Below are 19,465 nucleotides of genomic sequence, written 5' to 3'. Positions count from 1 at the left end.
CGAACGGAGGAATTAACCGGTTATGTTTGGGCTACTGAGTCGGCGGACGTGCGAATGGAGGAATTAACCGGCTGGGGTTGGGCTACTGAGTCGGCAGACGTGCGAACGGAGGAATTAACCGGCGGTGGTTGGGCTACTTAGTCGGCGGACGTGCGAATGGAGGAATTAACCGGTTGGGGTTGGGCTACTGAGTCGGCGGACGTGCGAACGGAGGAATTAACCGGCTGGGGTTGGGCTACTGAGTCGGCGGACGTGCGAACGGAGGATGTAACCTGCTAGGGTTGGGCTACTGAGTCCGCAGACGTGCGAACGGAGGAATTAACCAGCTGGGGGTGGGCTACCGAGTCGGCAGACGTGCGAACGGAGGAATTAACCAGTTGGGGTTGGGCTACTGAGTCGGCGGACGTGCGAACGGAGGAAATAACCGGCTGGAGTTGGGCTACCGAGTCGGCGAACGAGCGAACGGAGGAATTAACCAGCTGGGGTTGGGCTACTGAGTCGGCGAACGAGCGAACGGAGGAATTAACCAGCTGGGGTTGGGCTACTGAGTCGGCGGACGTGCGAACGGAGGAATTAACCGGTTGGGGGTGGGCTACCGAGTCGGCGGACGTGCGAACGGAGGAATTAACCGGCGGTGGTTGGGCTACTGAGTCGGCGGAGTGTATATCGGCTGAGCGTCAATCTGTTCGATACACTTTCGGCTAGAACGTCGCGGCTCGACGCTTTCTGCCGCCGAAGCGGATCCAACTGCTAGCGAACGATACAATGAAAAAGAACGCCGGGACGCTCACTGCGCCCTCGGCGTTCTTTGCGTTGCATCCGCAGCAGCGGGCCGAACGACGGCTTGCAATCAAGCCGCGTTCCGAACCTGCTCCGCCGCGCCTTTTTTCGCTTTGCCGATTAGCAAAGCCAGAGGCAAAGCCACGACCGCGACAATCGTCGCGACGACGTATACGTCGTTCACGCTCATCGTGAACGCCATGGAAGCGATATGGACTTTGTCCGTATCTCCGGCCATAGCCATGTCCGTCGCGTGGCTCGTCGAATAAGAAGCGAGCATCGTTGTAAACACCGCGATGGCGAACGAGCCGAACACGTTCCGGGTCCAGTTCAGCACCGACGAGGCGTGGCCCGACAGCTCAGCAGGAATGCGCTCCATAGCCGCGTTGCTGGAGGGCATCATGACAAGCGCGATTCCTAAGTTCCGTACGGTCATCCACCATACAATGTACGAATGAGGAACGTCTATGCTCAGCCAGCTCAGCGTCAACGTGCCGACAGCAAGCAGAACTATGCCTGCGGACATGAGCCAGCGCGGACCGATAACGCCGTAAAGCTTGCCGACGATCGGCATAACCAGCGCCATCACAAGGGAAGCAGGAAGCAAGATCAAGCCCGTATCCATTGCCGAGACGTGTTGAATGTTCTGCAGAAAGACCGGCGTCAGGAACGTTCCCGAGTATAGGCTGATCGTAAGAATGTTTGTGATGACAAGGCTAATCGTATAACGTCCGTTGCGGAATACGCGAAGGTTAAGCAGCGGCGACTTTGCGGTCAGCTCGCGGAAAATGAAGGCGATGAGCGACAGAACTCCGAGCGCAAGGAGACCGATGACCTTGGCGGAGTCCCATCCCCAGTTGTGGCCTTGGCCGAGGGCAAGCAGCAAGGAAGAACTGCTCACGATGACGGTAATAAATCCGATCGCATCGAAGCTTTTCGGTATGCTTAGACGATAATAAGGAATATAGCGGGCAACCAGCAGCACGGCGACGATTCCGATCGGGATGTTCATCAGGAACAGCCACTCCCAAGCGAAATTTTGCAGCAGCCAGCCGCTGAGCGTCGGTCCGAAAGCGGGAGCGAGCATGGCGGCGAGCCCCCATAGCGCGACGGCCATCGCCTGCTTCTCCTTCGGAATGACTTGATAAATAACGGACATCGTAGCGGGCAGAATCAATCCGCTGAACGCGCCCTGCAATACCCGGAACGCAATAAGGGAATGAATGTCCCATGCCGCCGCGCACAAGGCGGATGCGAGCGTGAAGCCGATCAACGAGTACAAAAACAACCTTTTGTAGCTGAATCTCTCTCCCAAATAGCCGACAATCGGCGCCGTCGTTCCCATAGCCAGCATGAATCCCGTCAGCGTCCATTGTACGGTGCCAAGCGACGAATCGAAATGCTCGACCAAAATCGGCAGCGCGATATTAATCGTCGCGGATGCCAGCACGACTAAAAAAGAGCCGACGAAAATTGCAACCATAATCGGCCAATAACGTACATTTTCTAAGCTTGGTTTACTCACAGTGTTCCTCCATCTCCCATTGCCTTTATGTCTATATTTACATATACTAATTGGGAATTAATTATACTATCGGAGTGTTGTATGTGTCAATTCTGACATATGAAATTTCGGCTCTGAAAGGCGGATCGATATGAATACCTTATCTTACGGCCTGCTAAGCCTTTTATCTCTAAATCCGCAGTCGGGTTACGATCTGATGCATCGGATTCAGCCGTTCTGGCCCGCCAAGCATAGCCAAATCTACCCGTTGCTCTCCTGCTTGGAGAAGGAAGGACTCGTTCAATTCGAGACGGTAGCCCAGACGGACAAGCCGGACAAAAAAGTATACTCCGTAACCGAATCGGGCCGCGATGCGCTGCGCAAATGGCTGTCCGAGCCGACCGACGCTCCCGCTCTGCGAGACGCGCTTATGTTGAAAATTTTTTGCATCTCCCTATCCAACCCCGACGCCGCCCGAGCATTAATCGAGGAACGCGCCGGCTATTACCGTTGCAAGCTGGACATTTTCAAGGAGAAGCTGGAGACTATTCGAGAGAAAGCGTCCCTTGAAGAAGAGGATGCCCCTGTATTCGGTTCCCCCTATTTCGGCTCCTATGTGCTCGTCCAGCGCGCCCTCTCGTCCAGCCGATCGGACTTGAATTGGTGCGAATGGGTCGTCAGCTTGCTCCCTCCCGGCAAAAAGCCGGAGACCGAGCATTTGTGACATCCGTCACCTTTTTTGTCACTATGGTCATAACTTGATTAGCGGCACTGCTATTCGTTCCGTTCCTATGTTACTCTTGGAGCAGATACCGATAGGAGAGCGGGGGCACCTCATGATACGGGTACTGGTTGCCGATGATCAGACGCTGTTAAGAGAAGGTCTGCAGACGATAATCAATTTAGAGGACGATATGAGAATCGTAGGACTGGCCGGCAACGGACAGGAAGCGGCGGACATGGCGGCGGATGTAAAACCGGACCTTATTCTGATGGATATCAAGATGCCGGTCATGAACGGAATCGACAGCATGCGGTCGATCAAGCGCGAGCTTCCCGGCATTCTCGTTATTATGCTGACTACTTTTATCGAAGACGAGCTGATCGTAGACGCTCTCGCCGGCGGCGCCGACGGGTTCCTCCTCAAGGACATGGCGGGGGATCATATCGTTCAGACGATTCGCGAAGCGTTCAACGGCCCTCTCCTGCTTCCCCCTCGCATCTCCGCCCAACTGACGGCTCGTCTCCTCTATTCGCCGCCTCGGAGCCAGGAGCCTTTTCACGAAAAAGCTCTTAAACAGAACGGTCTCGTCTTCAAGGATCAAGAGCGCAAGATGATCCTGCTTATGATCAAGGGGCATACAAACAAGCAAATCGCGGCCGCTTTGCATATGAGCGAAGGAACGGTCCGCAATTATATAAGCGTTATCTATGACAAAATAGGCACCAACGATCGCTCGCAGGCGATTCTGAGTCTGAAGGAGTTCCTGTTGAATCATGAAACGTAGCCGCCTTTCCTCCTTGCTGTGGTTGCTCGTCGTCATCGGCGTTCTCGGACTGTTTCTCCCTTCTATTTTCAGCTTCAAAGAGAATCAGGTCGACCAAGCTCGAACGCAGACCGCCTTCTTCTCGAAAAATTGGAAAGTGTTCTACGGTGCGGAGCCCGGTCCGAATTCGAAATGGCTGCCTTTCGACAGATCCGAGCAAGGCAAGCTGACCGGGTACAAGGGTACTGTCTGGATTCAACGGACGCTGCCTAAGCTGAATTGGGCCGACCCCCACTTGTTTTTGTCCGGAATGAATCACTTCGAGGCGAGGCTGGACGGCGTTCTTGTATACCGTTATCAAATGGATCGGGAGAGAAGCTGGAACCACTTCCTGATGACGCAGCATCCGATTTCTCTATCGCCCTCCGATGAAGGAAAACTACTTTCCATTAAAATGGAATGGGACGGTTTGCCGTTCGGATGGGGATTATGGGCGTATGCGGGAAACCCCGATCAAATTATCGTAAATATGCTGCGGCTAGATTTTTTCTACTATATTTATTCCATTCTATGCATCGGGGCAGGATTGACCGGAGCCGTCCTTTTCTTCAAGAAGCGCTTCGACAAGCTGTTCCTCTGGTTCTCGATTCTCGCTCTGTCGGCCGGCTTCGGAATGCTGCTGCTGTGCCAATCTCTGCAGTGGCTCGCGAACGTGGAGCCTCTCTATTACTGGAGAGACCTATTTTTGCCATTGGGCGTCTTTGCGTTCACGGCCTTTTATGGCGAGGCGCTCGGCGGAGCCAGACGGCTATCGTTCCGAATTGCAAAAGGTGCTTTGTCGGCTTTCGCCGCGCTCGCGTTCGCCGTCGCTCTATGGAGCCCTTATTGGTACTGGACGCTGCTAGTCGACAGCTTGCCCTTCATCACATTGGCTGCGTTAAGCGTCGTAACCTTTAACCTTTTGCGCCCTTCCGCCAAAAGCGTGAGCTCCGATAATAGAAAATGGCTGCTTCGAGGATATGTCGTTCTGCTGGTTGCCGGCCTGGTCCATATGACCGCCAGCATGCTGCCCAGCTTCATGGAAAGCGTCGCCCAAGCCGCTCCCCACTTGTTCAACATGGCTGGAAACATGCTTGCCAACGGGCTGCTGCTCTTCATGCTTTGCATGGTAATGGTGCTTGTCAATTACGTGCGTAATGTGTACCGGGTGTCCGAACGGAACGCGGAAGAGCTTCGCGAGAAAAACGCCGAGCTCGAAAGATTTCACAGAGATCTGGAGACGCTCGTCGAAATCCGGACCAGCGAGCTGGAGCTGGCGAACCGATCTCTGTCGGCGACGCTGCGTGAAAAAGCAGAGACGCTTGCAGAGGTGTCCGTGCTCGAGGAAAGAAACCGCATCGCACACGAGATGCACGACGTAGTCGGCCATACCTTGACGGCGGCGATCGTGCAACTGGAAGCCGCCAAGAAGCTTGCCGTTCGCGACGGCAACCTGTCGATGGAGAAGCTTGGGACGGTAAGCAGTCTCGTGCGCAAAGGATTGGACGATATCCGGCGGACGGTCCGCGTGCTGAAAACCGACGAAATGAGCTTTCAGTTGGACAGCGCCCTGCGCGAGCTGATCAAGGAAACGATCGAGACGATGGAAGTGGACGTAAGGGCCGACATTCAATTGCCGCCCGTCCTTGGCAAGCTATCCGAAAAAGTGGTGTATCACGCCCTGCAAGAAGGACTAACGAACGGAATACGGCATGCTCGCTGCAGCCGATTCAGCTTCGAGCTCCGGCCTGAGGAAAATATGCTTTTGTTCCGCTTGTGGAACGACGGTATCCCGTTCGGCGATTCCAAGCCCGGCTTCGGGCTTACTTCGATGATGGAACGGGTTCATCTCCTAGGCGGAACCGTCTACATCGGCTCCGCATACGGAATCGAAGGCCATGCGAACGGATGCGAGCTCATCCTGACTCTTCCGATTACCGACCCTCTGGCTAGTTAACGTGTGAATGAATAACGCCGTCGCGGCAAGATGCGTGGGTCAACCTGCGCAGTCTGCCGGATGGCGTTATTCTTTTTTCAGGCTTCGATAGCGGAGGTTTCCGAAATATTGGGTAATACTAGGTAGATTAGGCGAAGCCGGAAAATACGAATTCGGAACGATGAAACTCCCCTTGTTTGAAATTCGTCTAATGTCATACACCAAAGGAGTGACGCATGATGAAAACGACATTGCAAATAACGGGCGCCTGCCTGCTTGCAATTGCCCTGCTTGCCGGATGCAGCTCGAACTCGGAATCGGCATTGCCGTCCAGCTCGTCGACAGCCATAACCGCCTTGCCTACGCAGCCGGCCGCGAGCGAGCCGTCTAACCCTGCGGAAGGAACGGAGGCCGCATCGCCGGAACCGACGGCGACTCCTTCAACTTCCCCGATAGGGTCCATTCCTTTAAGCACCGTAACGGCGCTTAGACTCGCGACGCCTCTTAGCGGCTGGGCCGGCGGCGAGAACTGGATCGCCCGCACCGACGATGGAGGCAAGCATTGGAAGAAGCAATACACCCACAAAGGTATGACGAAGCAACTGTTCGCTCTCAACAGCCGCACGGCTTGGGCCACAATCGGCTCGACTGACGCCCAAAAGCTTACGCTTCTGAAAACGAAGGACGGCGGAAGCCGGTGGACGACCGCCGGTACGGTTCCGAACGACGGATTTCTTCACTTCGTTTCCGAAACCGAGGCGTTCAGCGCAAACGCAATAACGATTGACGGCGGGAAGTCTTGGAAAACGCTAGGCGCTCCCGATCATGCGATTGGCGACGTCTATTACCACGACCGCAATAACGGCTGGGCGGTCAGCGCCGTCGAAGGCGCTGACTACTTCGAATTCCAGCGAACGACGGATGGCGGGAAATCGTGGAAAACCGTGTTTACGCGCAAAACCTCCGTAATCCCCAGCGACTCGGTCATCCGTTCGGCCGGCAAGAACGACGCATGGATCGAGCTCATTGGAGATTCCGGCATGACGCAGACGTCGTATTCTCTGTTTCACACTTCCGACGGCGGCGGGAAGTGGCAGCCCGTCCTCGCCAACTCGGGCGCCGGATCCGGTCCCGCCCCCGGCTTTGCGATGGACGAGAAAACCGTTCCGCGCAACGGCGGCAATTCGCCGGGCGAGCTTTATGTCGTTAATACGACTACCGCCTTCATGGGAGGCCAATGCCAAGCATGCGACGACGGCAACACGATGGGAAAAACGACGGACGGCGGCAAAACGTGGACGAATCTGAAAGCGGAGTACCCCGGTTACGGAGCTCAGCACATAGCCGCTGCGGACGCCAAGCACGTCTGGTGGATCAACACCGACCCGGCCGCACCTTCCGTCATGTACACGACAGCGGACGGCGGCGTCAGTTGGAAAACAACGTATACGTTCGCGACGCCGAAGCCTTCAGGCAAATGAGCTTCCGAAGCTGGTCGAGAGCGGCAGCGGGAACAAGAGCTTTCCCGTCGCCGCTTTCGTTCTCTCCGCACCTTTCGCTCGTCCGCCAACCCAGTAGCCCAACCACAGCAGGTTATTTCATCCATTCGCTCGTCCGCCAACTCTGTAGCCCAACTACAGCCGGCTATTTCCACCACTCGCTCGTCCGCCAACCCTGTAGCCCAACCTCAGCCGGCTATTTCCTCCACTCGCTCGTCCGCCAATTCAATAGCCCAACTACAGCCGGCTATTTCCACCACTCGCTCGTCCGCCAACCCAGTAGCCCAACTACAGCCAGCTATTTCCACCACTCGCTCGTCCGCCAACCCCGTAGCCCAACTACAGCCGGTTATTTCATCCATTCGCTCGTCCGCCAACCCTGTAGCCCAACTACAGCCGGTTATTTCCTCCGTTCGCGCGTCCGCCAACTCTGTAGCCCAACTACAGCCGGTTATTTCCTCCACACGAACGTCCGCCAACCCCGTATCCCAACTACAGCCGGTTATTTCCTCCACACGAACGTCCGCCAACCCCGTAGCCCAACCTCAGCCGGCTATTTCCACCATTCGCTCGTCCGCCAATTCAATAGCCCAACTACAGCCGGCTATGTCCTCCACACGAACGTCCGCCAACCCTGTAGCCCAACTACAGCCGGCTATTTCCACCACTCGCTCGTCCACCAACCCTGTAGCCCAACCTCAGCCGGCTATTTCCTCCACTCGCTCGGCCGCCAATTCAATAGCCCAACTACAGCCGGCTATTTCCACCACTCGCTCGTCCGCCAACCCAGTAGCCCAACTACAGCCAGCTATTTCCACCACTCGCTCGTCCGCCAACCCAGTAGCCCAACCACAGCCGGTTATTTCCTCCATTCGTACGTCCGCCAACCCAGTAGCCCAACTACAGCCGGCTATTTCCACCACTCGCTCGTCCGCCAACTCTGTAGCCCAACCACAGCAGGTTATTTCCTCCATTCGCTCGTCCGCCAACTCTGTAGCCCAACCACAGCAGGTTATTTCCTCCGTTCGCGCGTCCGCCAACTCTGTAGCCCAACTACAGCCGGCTATTTCCACCACTCGCTCGTCCGCCAACTCTGTAGCCCAACCACAGCCGGTTATTTCCTCCGTTCGCGCGTCCGCCAACTCTGTAGCCCAACTACAGCCGGCTATTTCCACCACTCGCTCGTCCGCCAACCTCGTAGCCCAACTACAGCCGGTTATCCCCCTTTCGCACGTTCGTCAACCCAGTAGCCTAACAACAGCTGGTTATTTCCACCACTCGCTCGTCCGCCAAACAAAAAACAGCCTTCGTCCGTTATTAAGCCGGATGATGGCTGTTTTTGTATGGTTACTCTCTCTTCTTAGCGGTTGTCGACTTTCTCGGGGTATATGTCGTGGTTCAACAAGCGATGCTCGGCCATCTTCTCGTACTTTGTGCCGGGCCGTCCCCAATTGCAATAAGGATCGATTGAAATGCCGCCGCGCGGAGTGAATTTCCCCCACACTTCGATGTATCTCGGCTCCATCAAGGCGATCAGGTCGTTCATGATGATGTTCATGCAATCCTCGTGAAAATCTCCGTGATTACGGAAGCTGAACAAGTACAGCTTGAGCGATTTGCTTTCCACCATCCGGATGTCCGGAACGTACGAAATATAAATCGTAGCAAAATCGGGCTGCCCGGTCATCGGACAAAGACTCGTGAACTCGGGACAATTGAACTTGACGAAATAATCCCGGCTCGGGTGCTTATTGTCGAACGTCTCCAACACCTCGGGCGAGTATTGAAACGGATACTTCGTTCCTTGATTGCCGAGCAGCGTAATGTCTTTCAGCTCCTGCCCGCTTCGTCCAACGCTTGCATTCTCAGACATAAAAAAATCTCCTCCCTTTTCTGCCGACGCGCGTCCTGCGCGTTCCGGCGGCGAAAAGAAGAATGAGATTTCGGGAAACTGCCCTACTAAGGAATGAAGCCCTGAAGAAAAAAACGAAACGAACCGCTTCTACCGTGCAAATTAGCACGGTGTGACAGAGGGCAGGAAAGTGCGTTTTCCTTAGTTTTTTATCGAGGGAGTTCGCGAACCTCGCCCGGGCTGCGCCAATCGGCGCGTTTGATCCCGGAATTTCTTCTTCCATTGTTGCTTTCGTAGAATAACACAGGTTCGGTCCGGTGTGAATGCTTCATGCCTAATCCAGCTTGAAGTCCTCCAGTCCGATCGGCAGCGGCGCAGGACGCTCGCAGATGCTCCGCATTCTCGGCGTAACCGTGCGTAAGCGGAATGTCCTGCCACTCGCGTTCGCCTCTACGCTTCAGTGAGATCGGGCCGTCGCCTAGGAACGTATCAGACGCGTTGCCGACTGCTCGGAGGAGACGGTGAAATTCTGGAGCCCGTCTACTAGAGCGTTATGCTAAATGTTCACGACGTACTCTACGCCGTCGTTGCCCGGATGGGCGACCCACTGGCCGTCGGTCATGAACTGCCAGTCGGTATTCTCGCGGAACGAATCGCACATGCCGCCATGGCAACCTGCGATGCCGACCCCGCTCTGAATGGGCCGCGGACACGTTGTTGACGTATTCCTGCTCGATGCGGCCCATCGTCCATACCGGAACGATCAGATCCAGTGTTTTCAAATGATCCCCATCGTCGAACGACTCAAGCGTGTCGGATACTTTAACCTCGAACCCTTCCTTCTCCAGAACGCCGCGAAAAATGTCCCCGACCTCCCTCGGCTGATGGCCGTTCCAACCGCCCCATACGATCAACGCTTTTTTCATGCCGGGTGTTGTCCCCTTCTATTGGCCGCTTGAGCGGCGTACGATCAATTCCGTATGCAATAGCTCTCGAATCGCGCTCGGCTCTCCGGACTCTTCTCCTTCTATCCGATCGAACAGCTTGTCCGCCGCCAATTTCCCCATCTCGTAAAAAGGGACTTTAACCGTAGTAAGCGGAGGCTCCGTCATAGCCGCTGCATCCGAATTATCGTAACCGACGATGGGCAGATCCTCCGGCAGCCTAACGCCCCGTTCACGCAAGCCTTGGATCAAGCCGACGGCCATCCGGTCGTTAGCTACGAACAGAGCATCCAGGCGCGACAGATCGGCATGTACCTTCGCCGCAGCCACATACCCGCTTTTTCGGCTGTAGTTGCCCTCGTATAAGATGCTCTCGTCATATGGAATTCCGGATTCCTCCAGCGCCTTGCGGTACCCGGACAGCCGATCCGAGCTGTTCGAATATTGCGGCGAGCCATTCAAAAACCCGATGCTACGAAAGCCCTTATCGACAAAATGCTTCACCGCGAGCCGACTTCCCTCTGCGTGATCGGCCGCTACGACGGATACGCGCGGATCGTCGATGCGCTGATCCATGACGACAAAGGGAAACCCTTCCTCCCCCAGCTTCACTATACTCGACGTCTCCGCCGGAAGGAGCTTGCTCCAAGCACGATGCAGGCATCGATTCGCTGGGTCCGGAATAACGAAGAATAATCGTATGGCTCCCCCGGATCGCGGAAGAGCAGCAGGAGTCCGTATCCTCGCGCCCTGGTCGCCTCGCCGATTCCGCTAAGAAGCTCCGAAAAATAATAAGTGGAAAAAAGGCTTACCTTAGGAACGTGCGGAAGTACGACGCCAATGTTGCCGCTTCGGCCTCGGGCGAAGCTGGAAGCGACGGCGTTCAACTGATATTTTAATTGGTCCGCCGCTTCAAGAACCCGCTTCCGGGTCGACTCTTTCATCGGACCGACGCCGTTCAACACTCTGGATACGGTCGCTTCGGATACGCCTGCCAGCTCGGCCACTTCTTTGCGCGTTGCCATCGATATTCGTTCTGCTCCTTTTATTATCGCAACAAACCGACTTAATGTACACGTGTACATTATGCTCTGAGCCGCTGCTAGTGTCAATGGCTTTTAGGAGGACTTGTATATTGTAACGCTAATCCTAGCACGAAGCGTACCGCCAGATTTCTCTACAAGCTAACTTTCATGCACGCCAATCATCTGCCGCCGACAGATCCAACTGACAGTCTGCCAACGACCAACCCGCCAACTCGCACGCAAATCGACAATGACGTCGTCTGGCTAAATGCAAAACCTACCATTATTTCCGGACAAATCCGAACAAGAGACGCATTTAGCTGCAAAAGGTACATGTAGTTTCGCTGCGGCAGCCTATCTGCATCAGAATGGCACTAATTAGATGTATGCTCTACAGGTAACGCCGTCGATAGAACATCCGACTCCCGCTTAGCTGTATGTTGTGCAGGTAATTGTTTACTCGGCTGCTTTGGGACTGAGTGGAGGACGAGTTCATAGTTACCTGACTGCTGCTTCGAGACTGAATGAAGGACGAGTTCACAATCACCTGACTACTGCTCGGGTACAAACGCTAGACGAGACTAAAGAGCTTCGACAAACGACGAACGCAATCAGCGCAACGCTTTGCCGATTGCCTCGCAGACTCTTTCCTTTTGCGCGGCGGCTTGACTACGAAATCGCTCGCTCCCGCTTTGATCGCATCGATGACGAGCCCCTTCTGTCCCATGGCCGAACACATGACCACCCGAGCTTGCGGATCGAACTTTTTGATTTCGATTAACGCGGCAATTCCGTCCATCTCAGGCATAGTGATGTCCATCGTGACCAAATCGGCTTCAATTGCTTGTACAGCTGCACGGCTTCCGCTCCATTTCCGCCTTCGGCAACAACCTCGAACCCGTCTGAGACGAGCATTTCCCGCAGAACCATTCTCATGAATGCCGCATCGTCGACGACCAAAATTTTCGCTTTCACCATATCGCCCCTATCCCTAAATATCGATCTTATTCGATGTCATTTTTCATGCTCCCCGCATTTTATCAAAAGCGTTCTGATCAAATTCTAAACATTATCGACTCTACCCAATAAAAAAAGAGCCTTCGGATGCCAAAAAAACGCTCCAGAAAGGGCTTTTTTTGTTTTTCATTTTTTACGCGAGCGAGAAATAAATTTTTTTACTCGAAGATCAAGAGAATGTCTCCAATTCCGCCTATTCCCCAGCGTATTTCAAGCCCCATTGGCACGGATCGAGTCAAGGTTTCCATGATCCGCAGCGTCTCGTCAAGCGGCATTGCAGCGCTCTCCGTTCGTCCTTCCCGCAAGCATGCCATCGCTTCGACCGCTTGATAGGAATGTCCGGTGAACGTACGGTCGTCGTCCTCTACCGTCACCGGCTCTTCACCATTCACATATAGCGTCGCCTTCCGCGCGAACAGAAACTGCGGAACGTGAATTTTCCCCTTCGTTCCGTATATCCATGCCTCGTTGCTCATTTCGAGCTGAACCGAGCCGTGCAAGGAAGCGGCAGCACCGCTCTCATATTCGAACAGCAGCGAAAAAACGCTCGTCCACCCCGTCTCGCCGATATGCACGGTGCTCATGATCCGCGCAGGCTGCGCGCCGAATACCATCGAGGCAAAAGAAAACGGATAAATGCCCGCATCCAGCAGCGTCCCCCCGCCCATCTCCTTGTTTAGCAGACGTCCTTCGGATTCCAGCCTGCGTCGAAGCCGAATTCGCTTTGACCAGCTTCACTTCGCCGATGATCCCGCTTTTCAGCCATTCCCTGACTTGGCGAATCGGCGAAAGATAGCGGGTCCACATCGCTTCCATGACGAACAAGCCTCGCTCCTTCGCGTACTCGACGATTTCCTTCGCTTCCGCGGCGTTAATCGTGAACGGCTTCTCGCAGAGGACGGATTGCCGCCTCGCAGAAGCGTCATCACATTCTCCTTGTGAATCGTATGAAGAGTTCCTACATAGACAATCTCCGCTTCCGGATCGTTCGCCAGCTCCTCGCAGCTCCCGTAAAACCTCGGAATTCCGTGTTTTGACGCGAACGCCTCCGCTTTCTCCCTTCGAGCGTCCCGCTACGGCGACAATTTCGGCGCCGCCCCGCGAAGATCAAGTCGGATGCGAACGTTCCGAAATGCCTCCGGCCCCATGATTCCCCATTTTACGTTGCGTTCGGCAGTCATTAGTCAGTCTCCTCCCTAGGATTGCTGCTGAGCCATCACTTGGCGATGTCCGGGTAAAAACAGCAGCGTCAGCAAATTGGCGCAGCGATGACGAAAAAACAGAATGAATATCGCCTGCATGCCGTGTACGTACTCGATTTTCGTTCCGTTAACGATGTAGTGGTTTGAAAATCGTTCCGAAAATCGCCACGCCGACCGTCTGGCCAAGCGACCGCAGCAGCGAGTTCGTCGATGTAGCCACACGCGCATTTGCCAGCCGACGGCCGACTGGATCATAACTGTGGAAGGAGTCGTGACAAAGCCCATCCCGAAACCAGCACGGCCAATATTCCGACCCAGTGCCAATAGGACGATCCAAGCTGAAGCGCTGTCAGCCAGCCGGTTCCGGCCAAGACGAGACAGGAGCCGACGATGACGCTCGTTTTGACACCGATCCTGTACATCCATCGTCCGACAAGGGTCGAGGCGATCGGCCAAGTGATCGACATCGGCATAACGAGCAGTCCCGAGCTTGTCGCCGTATGGCCCAGCACCGTTTGAATCCAGATCGGGGAATAGATCATCACTCCGGTCGTAATGCTGAAAGCCAAAAATCCGCTCAAGTTCGATACGTTCATAACCCTCATTCGGAACATGGAAAGAGGCATCATCGGCTCCTCCGCATTCCGTTCGATAGCGATGAACAGCGCCAGAAATACGACAGCGACGACTACGAGAACAAGAATGAACGGCGAATTCCACGGATGCGTTTCACCGATGCTAAGGAGCGCGTACATAAGAGCCGAAATCGCAATGGTGAACGCTGCGGCTCCCCAGTAGTCGATTTTCTTCTTCTTTCTTTCGAACCTTTCATGCAAAAATCCGTTCACCAAAACGAGCGCTGCGACGCCAAGCGGAATGTTGATGTAAAAAATCCACCGCCACGATATTTGATCGACGAAGTATCCCCCGACCAGCGGCCCCAGCAGCCCCGCAACCGACCAGACCGAGGCGAACAGCCCCATCATTTTGCCCCGCTTCTCGCCGGTGAACAAATCCGCCACGATCGTAAAGCAGACCGGGTTGAGAGCTCCCGCTCCGATGCCTTGCAAGGCGCGGAACCAAATCAAAGCGATCATCGAATCCGCGACCCCGCATAACGCGGAGCCCAGCACGAATAAGACGATACCGGTCGCGAACACCATTTTGCGCCCGAATAGATCCGTTAGCTTGCCAAAAATCGGCGTGGTGACGCATGTCGTCAACGTGTAGATGGAGAACACCCAGCTAATAAGGCTTGTTCCTTGCAAATCCTCAACGATGTTGGGCATGGCGGTGCTGACGACCGTCACGTCCAGCGCTCCGATAAACAGAGCGATCATTAGGCCGATAACGACCGGTTTGATGCCAGTTAATCTGGTCACGGAAAAGAGAGCCTCGTTTCGATCCTTATTTTCGACACTTTTTATACATTTGTGTATATTAAGTATTATCGGGACTATCGGCCAGTCTTGTCAATCTTAACATTATCGTTATTCCACAAAAGCTTGGAGGCAGGCAAAAGGCTCCGTCATCCTGTTAGGACGACAGAGCCTCTCGTTCTTGCAATGAACCCAGGCATAGGCGCGTTTAGCTGCCAAGGGTTGTTCCGCTCGGCCAACTATTATAAGCGGTCATTGCTCCAGTCGTTATATTCACCTTAATCAATCGACTGCCGGAATAGGGGGTGAGCCATATATGGGTACCGTCAAAAACGCCTCCAACAAATTGATCGCTGCCTTTTGACCCACCCGGCCAACCGCTATATCCCGTCATTTCGCCTGTAGTCGCGTTAACTTTGATAACCTGATTTGCACTATATGGAATTAGCCATATGTTAGTTCCGTCAAAAACGCCTCCGGCAAATGCGTTGCTCCCCTTAGTGAAGCCCGCGGGCCAATTGCTATATCCCGTCATTTCCCCGGAGGACGGATTGACCTTCATCAATCGGTCGGCATTGTAAGGGATCATCCATATACTCGTGCCGTCATAAACTCCGCCGATAAAGCCAGACGATCCCTTTGTAAGTCCGCTTGGCCAAGCCTGGTATCCCGTAAAAGCGGTCCCCGCCACTTCATTTCCAGGAATGGAGCCGCTATATCCGATCCCGTCATGACCGGAAATGTTTGCAGCCGCTGCAACGTCCGATATGCCGCCAATACTTGCGCTGAACTTGCCCGGAATACTGCCTATTGCAAAAAGAATAATCAAAACGATAATCGATAATTTTCTACTTATCCCTGTCACTGTTCTTCCGACCTTTCGCGTAGAGAGCCATTCGTTGTTGGAAACCGCCCGCGCGGGTTTTATGGGAAGCTTAGACGCATCGCCTTCTACAATAGCCGGCTAGTCGGTTATTTCATCTGCCCGCCGCACAGATTACTATATTACAAAAAGGGATGGTCAAGTAGTGGACCTTGTAACTAGCTTTTTCATATTACAAAATAGTATTTTAAGTAAAAAAAATGCAGAGAAGCACAACTCCCTTCAACCCCAGGAAACAACAGAAAAAGCAGCCATCACAGAGAAATCTCTGCAACAACTGCTTTCTCGGTTCGGAGCCGCATCGCAAACCGCGATCTTCCTGAATAGGGAGGCTAACTTCCCTGGAATGGTTCAAACGTATTCTTATCCGTTGCTTGCCGCCGGCGTTTGAGTTTGGCCTTGATTGTTGCCTTGCCCGCGTGGACCGCCCATTCCTCCGCCGCCCATGCCGAAGCCGCCGTTGCCGAGAGAAATGGTCACCGCTTCCTGGGTGCCGTCCTTCAGATCGACGTTTAGAACGTCCCCTTCCTTCAGATCCGCGAGGGCGATCTCCGTCTCCGTCGCTTGGTTGTTCTCGAACGACCGCTTGACGATCTTCGTCGCGTCTGTCACTTGAATGTCAACAGTCTCTTCCGTGAACATATTGTCCATGTTGAAGCCGCCGCGTCCTCCGCCGCTTTGTCCATCCCCTGACGGTGGCTGCTGGCCGTTGCCGTCTGCCGGAGGTTGCTGGCCGTTGCCGCCTGCTGGAGGCTGTTGCCCATTTCCATCTGCCGGAGGCTGCTGACCGTTGCCGCCGCCGTTTGCTCCGCCGCCCGGTCTTCCTTGTCCCGGAGTGAACGAGGATTTATATACCGTAATCGTCTGCCCGCTCACGCTTTTCACTTTTCCCAACAAGTCCGCCTGCATCCGGTTTTGTCCTCCGGCGCCTTGCTGCCCTCCGTTATTCATCTGCGTCGGCGCTGCCGCCGCGCCTCCGTTGCCGTCATCCTTCGAACCGCACCCTGCCAATAGCAGCAGCGCAAGCGCCGTTCCGCCGCAATGGCCCCTTTTTTCATCATCGGCTCTCTCTCCTTTGATTTCCGATATTTGTATTCTTCGAACGAACTACGAATTCGGAACGGAAAAAGTAGCGCAGCTTTTACCATTTTTATAACAAATCTCAATAGTGTTTCGCTTTGGTTCGACTCGTTCACGCCGCCGACGATTTCCTTGGCCCGCCATCGCCGTCGTTCAAAACGTGCCCGGCTCTGCGAACGAGGAAGATGACCCTTGCGCAGGCAATAAACAAGCCTATGACCAGAAGAACGACAACGGCGGTCAGCCAGACTGACGTTACGTTTAGCTTGAAAGGCAACAGAAAAAGAAAGGCCGCGCTAAACCCGAAGACGGCACGCCATCCGTTGCGAGCCGATCTAGCCAAGACCCGATTTTCTCGCACGATCGCAAACAAGCGAATTCCTTCGCAAATTCCGTACAGCATCGCCAGCTCCAACATGGCTTCCGCCGAGGCCAACAGCAATGGAGCTGCTCCGAACGTGTCGTACGAAAGCAGCGACAGACTCGGCTGAAGTCCGACAAAGCGCGGCAAAGACCATAGCATTAGAGCAATTGCCGCCATCCGGCCTATGGCGAAGGGGCGGCTGGCGGAGCCTGCGCCCGACAACCCGAGAACGAGCAGCCCGTAACCGATAACGTCGGGCAGCAGGTCGAAAGTTCCAAGGCGAAAATCGATCAATTCCAGCGCAAGCCCCCACGCCATTCTCGAATAGGCCATCTTCATGGCGCCTCCTCCCTCTTCGCCCGCACGAAAGATCGCATCTCGGCCTCGGTCGGGTAAGGATCATAATTCGCGAAGATGATTTTCTCCGATTGGCGACCGTCCGCCTCCTTAAACTTCGGCCGGAGCAGAACGTTGTACACATCCATCGCATTCACTTCCGGAGAAGCGGATAAGTCAAAGCGGTATTGAATCGACAACGTATCTCCGGCATCCAATTTCAACGGCACTCCAGCGTCCGCCGGTCGGAATGTCGGCTCGCCCGCCGTCTTGATTTCGATTCGCAAAGCCGGCCCGAGCCGTTTGAGCCATGAGGAGGTTACCCCGGTCAAAACAGCCGGACGTGTCGCATGTCCGCTATTCGAACCGGAATGATCAGTAGAGCCTTTGCTTGACGTAAACTCGAACGGGGCCTCGTCGCCTGCCTCCTGCAAATATTTCTCCCGGTAAACGATTATTTCCCCGATCTCCTCACGACGCATAGTGCCATCGTTGAAACGGACGTCGACGGACCGAATTTTCAGAGGCTCTCCGTCTTCGCGCCGATCTTGCTCCGAGCTCGGGATGTCGAAATGGCCTATCAACGAATAAATCGTTTGATGACGAAGGCTCGCCCGTGTGGAAGGAGGATAGAACCTCAGCCCCGGCAGCTCCTCGATCCTCACATCCACGATCTTCCGTTTGTCACGATTGTTCGCCGCATAAAACAAATTGAAGGTTGCTCCCGGCAAGTCTGCCGTTTCAATGTAATGGCGAAGAAATGCTCCCTCGGGCAGCTGACCGGATCGATAAAAGAAATAATTGCCCAGCCATCCCGCGACGACTAGAGCAGCCGTTGCCAAGTATACGTATCTCGCTTTCATCTAAAGCCTCCAATAAATCCTAATGAAAAAGGACCGCCCGGCGGACAGCCAAAGTGCACTTGTATACTTCTCCCAGATTAAGCCAAAATTCTTTCATTCGTCTATCGAATTTTGACGCGATAATGAAAAAGGAACCGCGCCAACGCAGCGCGATTCCTCGACAACCGAAGCTATATGCGATTCAGGGCAGCTCGACCGACACTTCGCGCCGGGCTTCCGCCGAGCGGAGAACGCCGTCGATAATCGCTTGTTGAATCAGAATTTGTTCGCCGGGAATCGGCGCAGATCGTCCGTCCCGCACAGCCTCGGCGAAATCGCGAACCTTCTCGTCGAACAGATTCAGCGAGTGCCCGATGAGCGGAACGGCTGTCGACGTATGCCCGCCGAAATCGTCGTGGAACAGCGTCATCTCGCCGATCGCCCCATCCCAGACTCCTGACCACGGCCCCGAGCCGGCCGGCGTTACTTTGAGTCCGGCGTCCGTGCCAAGGAACATCGTCGCGCCTAATGTATCCATGTGCATCGCCCACGATATTTTGAACTGGAGCACCAGTTCGTTCTCGAATCGAACCATCGCGACGCCGAAATCCTCGACCTCGAATTTGTCCGCTTCCGGATGGTAGAGAGAATTCGTGCCAAAATGATTCGAGGTGAACGCCGATACCGACACCGGGCGAGGATAGCCTAACGTATTGAGCGCCATGTCGAGCGAGTAGCAGCCGATGTCGGCCATTGCCCCCGCTCCGGCAAGCCGCTTGCTGACAAACGTTCCGCGCGGCATTCCGCGGCGGCGGCCGCCGCCCGTCTCCACGTAATAGACATTGCCGAGCCGCCCCGACTGAACTATATCCTGCAGCTTCTTCATATTCGGGTCGTACCGAGGCTGGAAGCCGAGAGTCAGCATGCTTCCCGCCGCTTTCTGAACCTGCACCATCTCCACCGCTTCCGCGAGCGTTACCGACATCGGCTTCTCCAGCAGCACATGCTTGCCCGCCCGCAACGAGTCGATCGTCGTCCGGTGATGGGACACATTCGGCGTACAAATGCTGACTCCGTCCAAGCTTTGCGCAAGCAGATCGGTATGACTGTCGAACGCAGCCGTATGTTCCAGACCGTGCTTGTCGACGAATTCCCGGGCTTTGCCCGGAATGACGTCCGCGACCGCCGCGATTTCGACGAACGGAAGCTTGCGGTACGCCGACACGTGCGCTCCTGCGATGCCGCCGCTGCCTATGATTCCGATTTTCACTTTTTTGCTCATAGCGGATTTATCCT

Annotated in this window: 19 protein-coding genes, 4 pseudogenes and 1 riboswitch; of the genes and pseudogenes, 6 read left to right on the top strand and 17 right to left on the bottom strand. The window is 54.8% G+C overall.

Features of this window, described 5'->3' with window-relative positions; genetic code table 11:
* Positions 1 to 303: 303 nt before the first annotated feature.
* The gene (locus D3H35_RS16285; protein ID WP_119150318.1) at positions 304 to 705 is read left to right on the top strand and encodes a hypothetical protein; all 402 of its coding nucleotides are present in this window, start codon (positions 304 to 306) and stop codon (positions 703 to 705) included.
* Between the two features lie 145 nt (positions 706 to 850).
* On the opposite strand, the gene D3H35_RS16280 is transcribed toward D3H35_RS16285, so the two are convergent.
* On the bottom strand, positions 851 to 2,305 hold the full coding sequence (locus tag D3H35_RS16280) for a DHA2 family efflux MFS transporter permease subunit (RefSeq protein ID WP_233567964.1): 1,455 nt from the start codon (positions 2,303 to 2,305) through the stop codon (positions 851 to 853).
* A gap of 130 nt (positions 2,306 to 2,435) precedes the next feature.
* Here D3H35_RS16280 and D3H35_RS16275 point away from each other — a divergent pair, with 130 nt between their 5' ends.
* From D3H35_RS16275 to D3H35_RS16260, 4 genes are all read left to right on the top strand, one after another.
* Entirely contained in the window at positions 2,436 to 3,008 is a 573-nt protein-coding gene (locus tag D3H35_RS16275) for a PadR family transcriptional regulator (RefSeq protein ID WP_119150317.1), read from the top strand.
* Between the two features lie 112 nt (positions 3,009 to 3,120).
* A complete protein-coding gene (locus D3H35_RS16270; protein WP_119150316.1) occupies positions 3,121 to 3,792 on the top strand; it encodes a response regulator transcription factor in 672 nt (223 codons plus the stop codon).
* Positions 3,782 to 5,767 (top strand): sensor histidine kinase, encoded by a 1,986-nt coding sequence (locus D3H35_RS16265; RefSeq protein ID WP_119150315.1) that lies wholly within the window; start codon positions 3,782 to 3,784, stop codon positions 5,765 to 5,767. The genes D3H35_RS16270 and D3H35_RS16265 overlap by 11 nt, the downstream gene beginning before the upstream one ends.
* A 215-nt stretch (positions 5,768 to 5,982) precedes the next feature.
* Complete coding sequence (locus tag D3H35_RS16260) at positions 5,983 to 7,227, top strand: WD40/YVTN/BNR-like repeat-containing protein (RefSeq protein WP_119150314.1); 1,245 nt, start codon at positions 5,983 to 5,985, stop codon at positions 7,225 to 7,227.
* A 206-nt stretch (positions 7,228 to 7,433) separates the two neighbouring features.
* Here D3H35_RS16260 and D3H35_RS16255 read toward each other — a convergent pair whose 3' ends face one another.
* The 12 genes and pseudogenes from D3H35_RS16255 to D3H35_RS16215 all read right to left on the bottom strand — a co-directional run bounded on the left by D3H35_RS16255 (position 7,434) and on the right by D3H35_RS16215 (position 15,529).
* Positions 7,434 to 7,775, bottom strand: a complete 342-nt coding sequence (locus tag D3H35_RS16255) for a hypothetical protein (protein ID WP_147355863.1) — start codon at positions 7,773 to 7,775, stop codon at positions 7,434 to 7,436.
* A 15-nt stretch (positions 7,776 to 7,790) separates the two neighbouring features.
* Positions 7,791 to 7,913, bottom strand: coding sequence for a hypothetical protein (locus D3H35_RS33580; protein WP_267901399.1), 123 nt, complete (start codon positions 7,911 to 7,913; stop codon positions 7,791 to 7,793).
* Positions 7,914 to 7,943: 30 nt separating this feature from the next.
* Positions 7,944 to 8,423, bottom strand: a complete 480-nt coding sequence (locus D3H35_RS16250; protein ID WP_147355862.1) for a hypothetical protein — start codon at positions 8,421 to 8,423, stop codon at positions 7,944 to 7,946.
* 182 nt (positions 8,424 to 8,605) lie between these two features.
* Positions 8,606 to 9,118: a preQ(1) synthase gene (gene queF, locus D3H35_RS16245; RefSeq protein ID WP_119150311.1), complete on the bottom strand. Its 513-nt coding sequence runs from the start codon at positions 9,116 to 9,118 to the stop codon at positions 8,606 to 8,608.
* Positions 9,119 to 9,292: 174 nt separating this feature from the next.
* Positions 9,293 to 9,336: riboswitch (PreQ1 riboswitch) on the bottom strand.
* Between the two features lie 320 nt (positions 9,337 to 9,656).
* A pseudogene (locus D3H35_RS16240) lies at positions 9,657 to 10,023 on the bottom strand (ThuA domain-containing protein); the annotation flags it as partial.
* Between the two features lie 18 nt (positions 10,024 to 10,041).
* Positions 10,042 to 11,066, bottom strand: a pseudogene (locus D3H35_RS16235) (LacI family DNA-binding transcriptional regulator).
* A gap of 611 nt (positions 11,067 to 11,677) precedes the next feature.
* Positions 11,678 to 12,044: pseudogene (locus D3H35_RS16230) on the bottom strand (response regulator).
* 197 nt (positions 12,045 to 12,241) lie between these two features.
* Positions 12,242 to 12,751 (bottom strand): Gfo/Idh/MocA family protein, encoded by a 510-nt coding sequence (locus tag D3H35_RS32525; protein WP_233568066.1) that lies wholly within the window; start codon positions 12,749 to 12,751, stop codon positions 12,242 to 12,244.
* A gap of 202 nt (positions 12,752 to 12,953) precedes the next feature.
* Positions 12,954 to 13,108: pseudogene (locus tag D3H35_RS32520) on the bottom strand (Gfo/Idh/MocA family oxidoreductase); the annotation flags it as partial.
* A 171-nt stretch (positions 13,109 to 13,279) separates the two neighbouring features.
* On the bottom strand, positions 13,280 to 13,471 hold the full coding sequence (locus tag D3H35_RS32515; RefSeq protein WP_233567963.1) for a hypothetical protein: 192 nt from the start codon (positions 13,469 to 13,471) through the stop codon (positions 13,280 to 13,282).
* Positions 13,472 to 13,536: 65 nt separating this feature from the next.
* Complete coding sequence (locus D3H35_RS16220) at positions 13,537 to 14,667, bottom strand: MDR family MFS transporter (protein WP_233567962.1); 1,131 nt, start codon at positions 14,665 to 14,667, stop codon at positions 13,537 to 13,539.
* Between the two features lie 205 nt (positions 14,668 to 14,872).
* Positions 14,873 to 15,529 carry an NHL repeat-containing protein gene (locus D3H35_RS16215; RefSeq protein ID WP_119150310.1) on the bottom strand — a complete coding sequence of 219 codons (657 nt, stop codon included), beginning with the start codon at positions 15,527 to 15,529 and terminating at the stop codon, positions 14,873 to 14,875.
* Between the two features lie 163 nt (positions 15,530 to 15,692).
* On the opposite strand from D3H35_RS16215, the gene D3H35_RS16210 reads away from it, so the two are divergent.
* On the top strand, positions 15,693 to 15,938 hold the full coding sequence (locus D3H35_RS16210; protein ID WP_119150309.1) for a hypothetical protein: 246 nt from the start codon (positions 15,693 to 15,695) through the stop codon (positions 15,936 to 15,938).
* Here the strand turns inward: D3H35_RS16210 and D3H35_RS16205 are convergent.
* From D3H35_RS16205 to D3H35_RS16190, 4 genes are all read right to left on the bottom strand, one after another.
* A complete protein-coding gene (locus tag D3H35_RS16205; protein WP_147355861.1) occupies positions 15,911 to 16,498 on the bottom strand; it encodes a hypothetical protein in 588 nt (195 codons plus the stop codon). The two genes, D3H35_RS16210 and D3H35_RS16205, sit on opposite strands and share 28 nt — an antisense overlap.
* 241 nt (positions 16,499 to 16,739) lie before the next feature.
* A complete protein-coding gene (locus D3H35_RS16200) occupies positions 16,740 to 17,324 on the bottom strand; it encodes a hypothetical protein (RefSeq protein WP_147355860.1) in 585 nt (194 codons plus the stop codon).
* Between the two features lie 2 nt (positions 17,325 to 17,326).
* Entirely contained in the window at positions 17,327 to 18,190 is an 864-nt protein-coding gene (locus D3H35_RS16195; protein ID WP_119150306.1) for a hypothetical protein, read from the bottom strand.
* 181 nt (positions 18,191 to 18,371) lie between these two features.
* A complete protein-coding gene (locus D3H35_RS16190; RefSeq protein WP_119150305.1) occupies positions 18,372 to 19,451 on the bottom strand; it encodes a Gfo/Idh/MocA family protein in 1,080 nt (359 codons plus the stop codon).
* Positions 19,452 to 19,465 lie beyond the last annotated feature (14 nt).

The organism is Cohnella faecalis, from assembly GCF_003570905.1.
GTDB lineage: Bacteria > Bacillota > Bacilli > Paenibacillales > Paenibacillaceae > Cohnella > Cohnella faecalis.
This window is presented reverse-complemented; position numbering and strand designations above follow the sequence as displayed.

Bases quoted from the DNA above. Each gene is read 5' to 3' on its own strand.
- queF (WP_119150311.1), bottom strand. From the start codon at position 9,118: ATGTCTGAGAATGCAAGCGTTGGACGAAGCGGGCAGGAGCTGAAAGAC.
- D3H35_RS16205 (WP_147355861.1), bottom strand. From the start codon at position 16,498: ATGAATAACGGAGGGCAGCAAGGCGCCGGAGGACAAAACCGGATGCAG.
- D3H35_RS16275 (WP_119150317.1), top strand. From the start codon at position 2,436: ATGAATACCTTATCTTACGGCCTGCTAAGCCTTTTATCTCTAAATCCG.
- D3H35_RS16265 (WP_119150315.1), top strand. From the start codon at position 3,782: ATGAAACGTAGCCGCCTTTCCTCCTTGCTGTGGTTGCTCGTCGTCATC.
- D3H35_RS16195 (WP_119150306.1), bottom strand. From the start codon at position 18,190: ATGAAAGCGAGATACGTATACTTGGCAACGGCTGCTCTAGTCGTCGCG.
- D3H35_RS32525 (WP_233568066.1), bottom strand. From the start codon at position 12,751: ATGGGCGGGGGGACGCTGCTGGATGCGGGCATTTATCCGTTTTCTTTT.
- D3H35_RS16270 (WP_119150316.1), top strand. From the start codon at position 3,121: ATGATACGGGTACTGGTTGCCGATGATCAGACGCTGTTAAGAGAAGGT.
- D3H35_RS16260 (WP_119150314.1), top strand. From the start codon at position 5,983: ATGATGAAAACGACATTGCAAATAACGGGCGCCTGCCTGCTTGCAATT.
- D3H35_RS16200 (WP_147355860.1), bottom strand. From the start codon at position 17,324: ATGGCCTATTCGAGAATGGCGTGGGGGCTTGCGCTGGAATTGATCGAT.
- D3H35_RS16190 (WP_119150305.1), bottom strand. From the start codon at position 19,451: ATGAGCAAAAAAGTGAAAATCGGAATCATAGGCAGCGGCGGCATCGCA.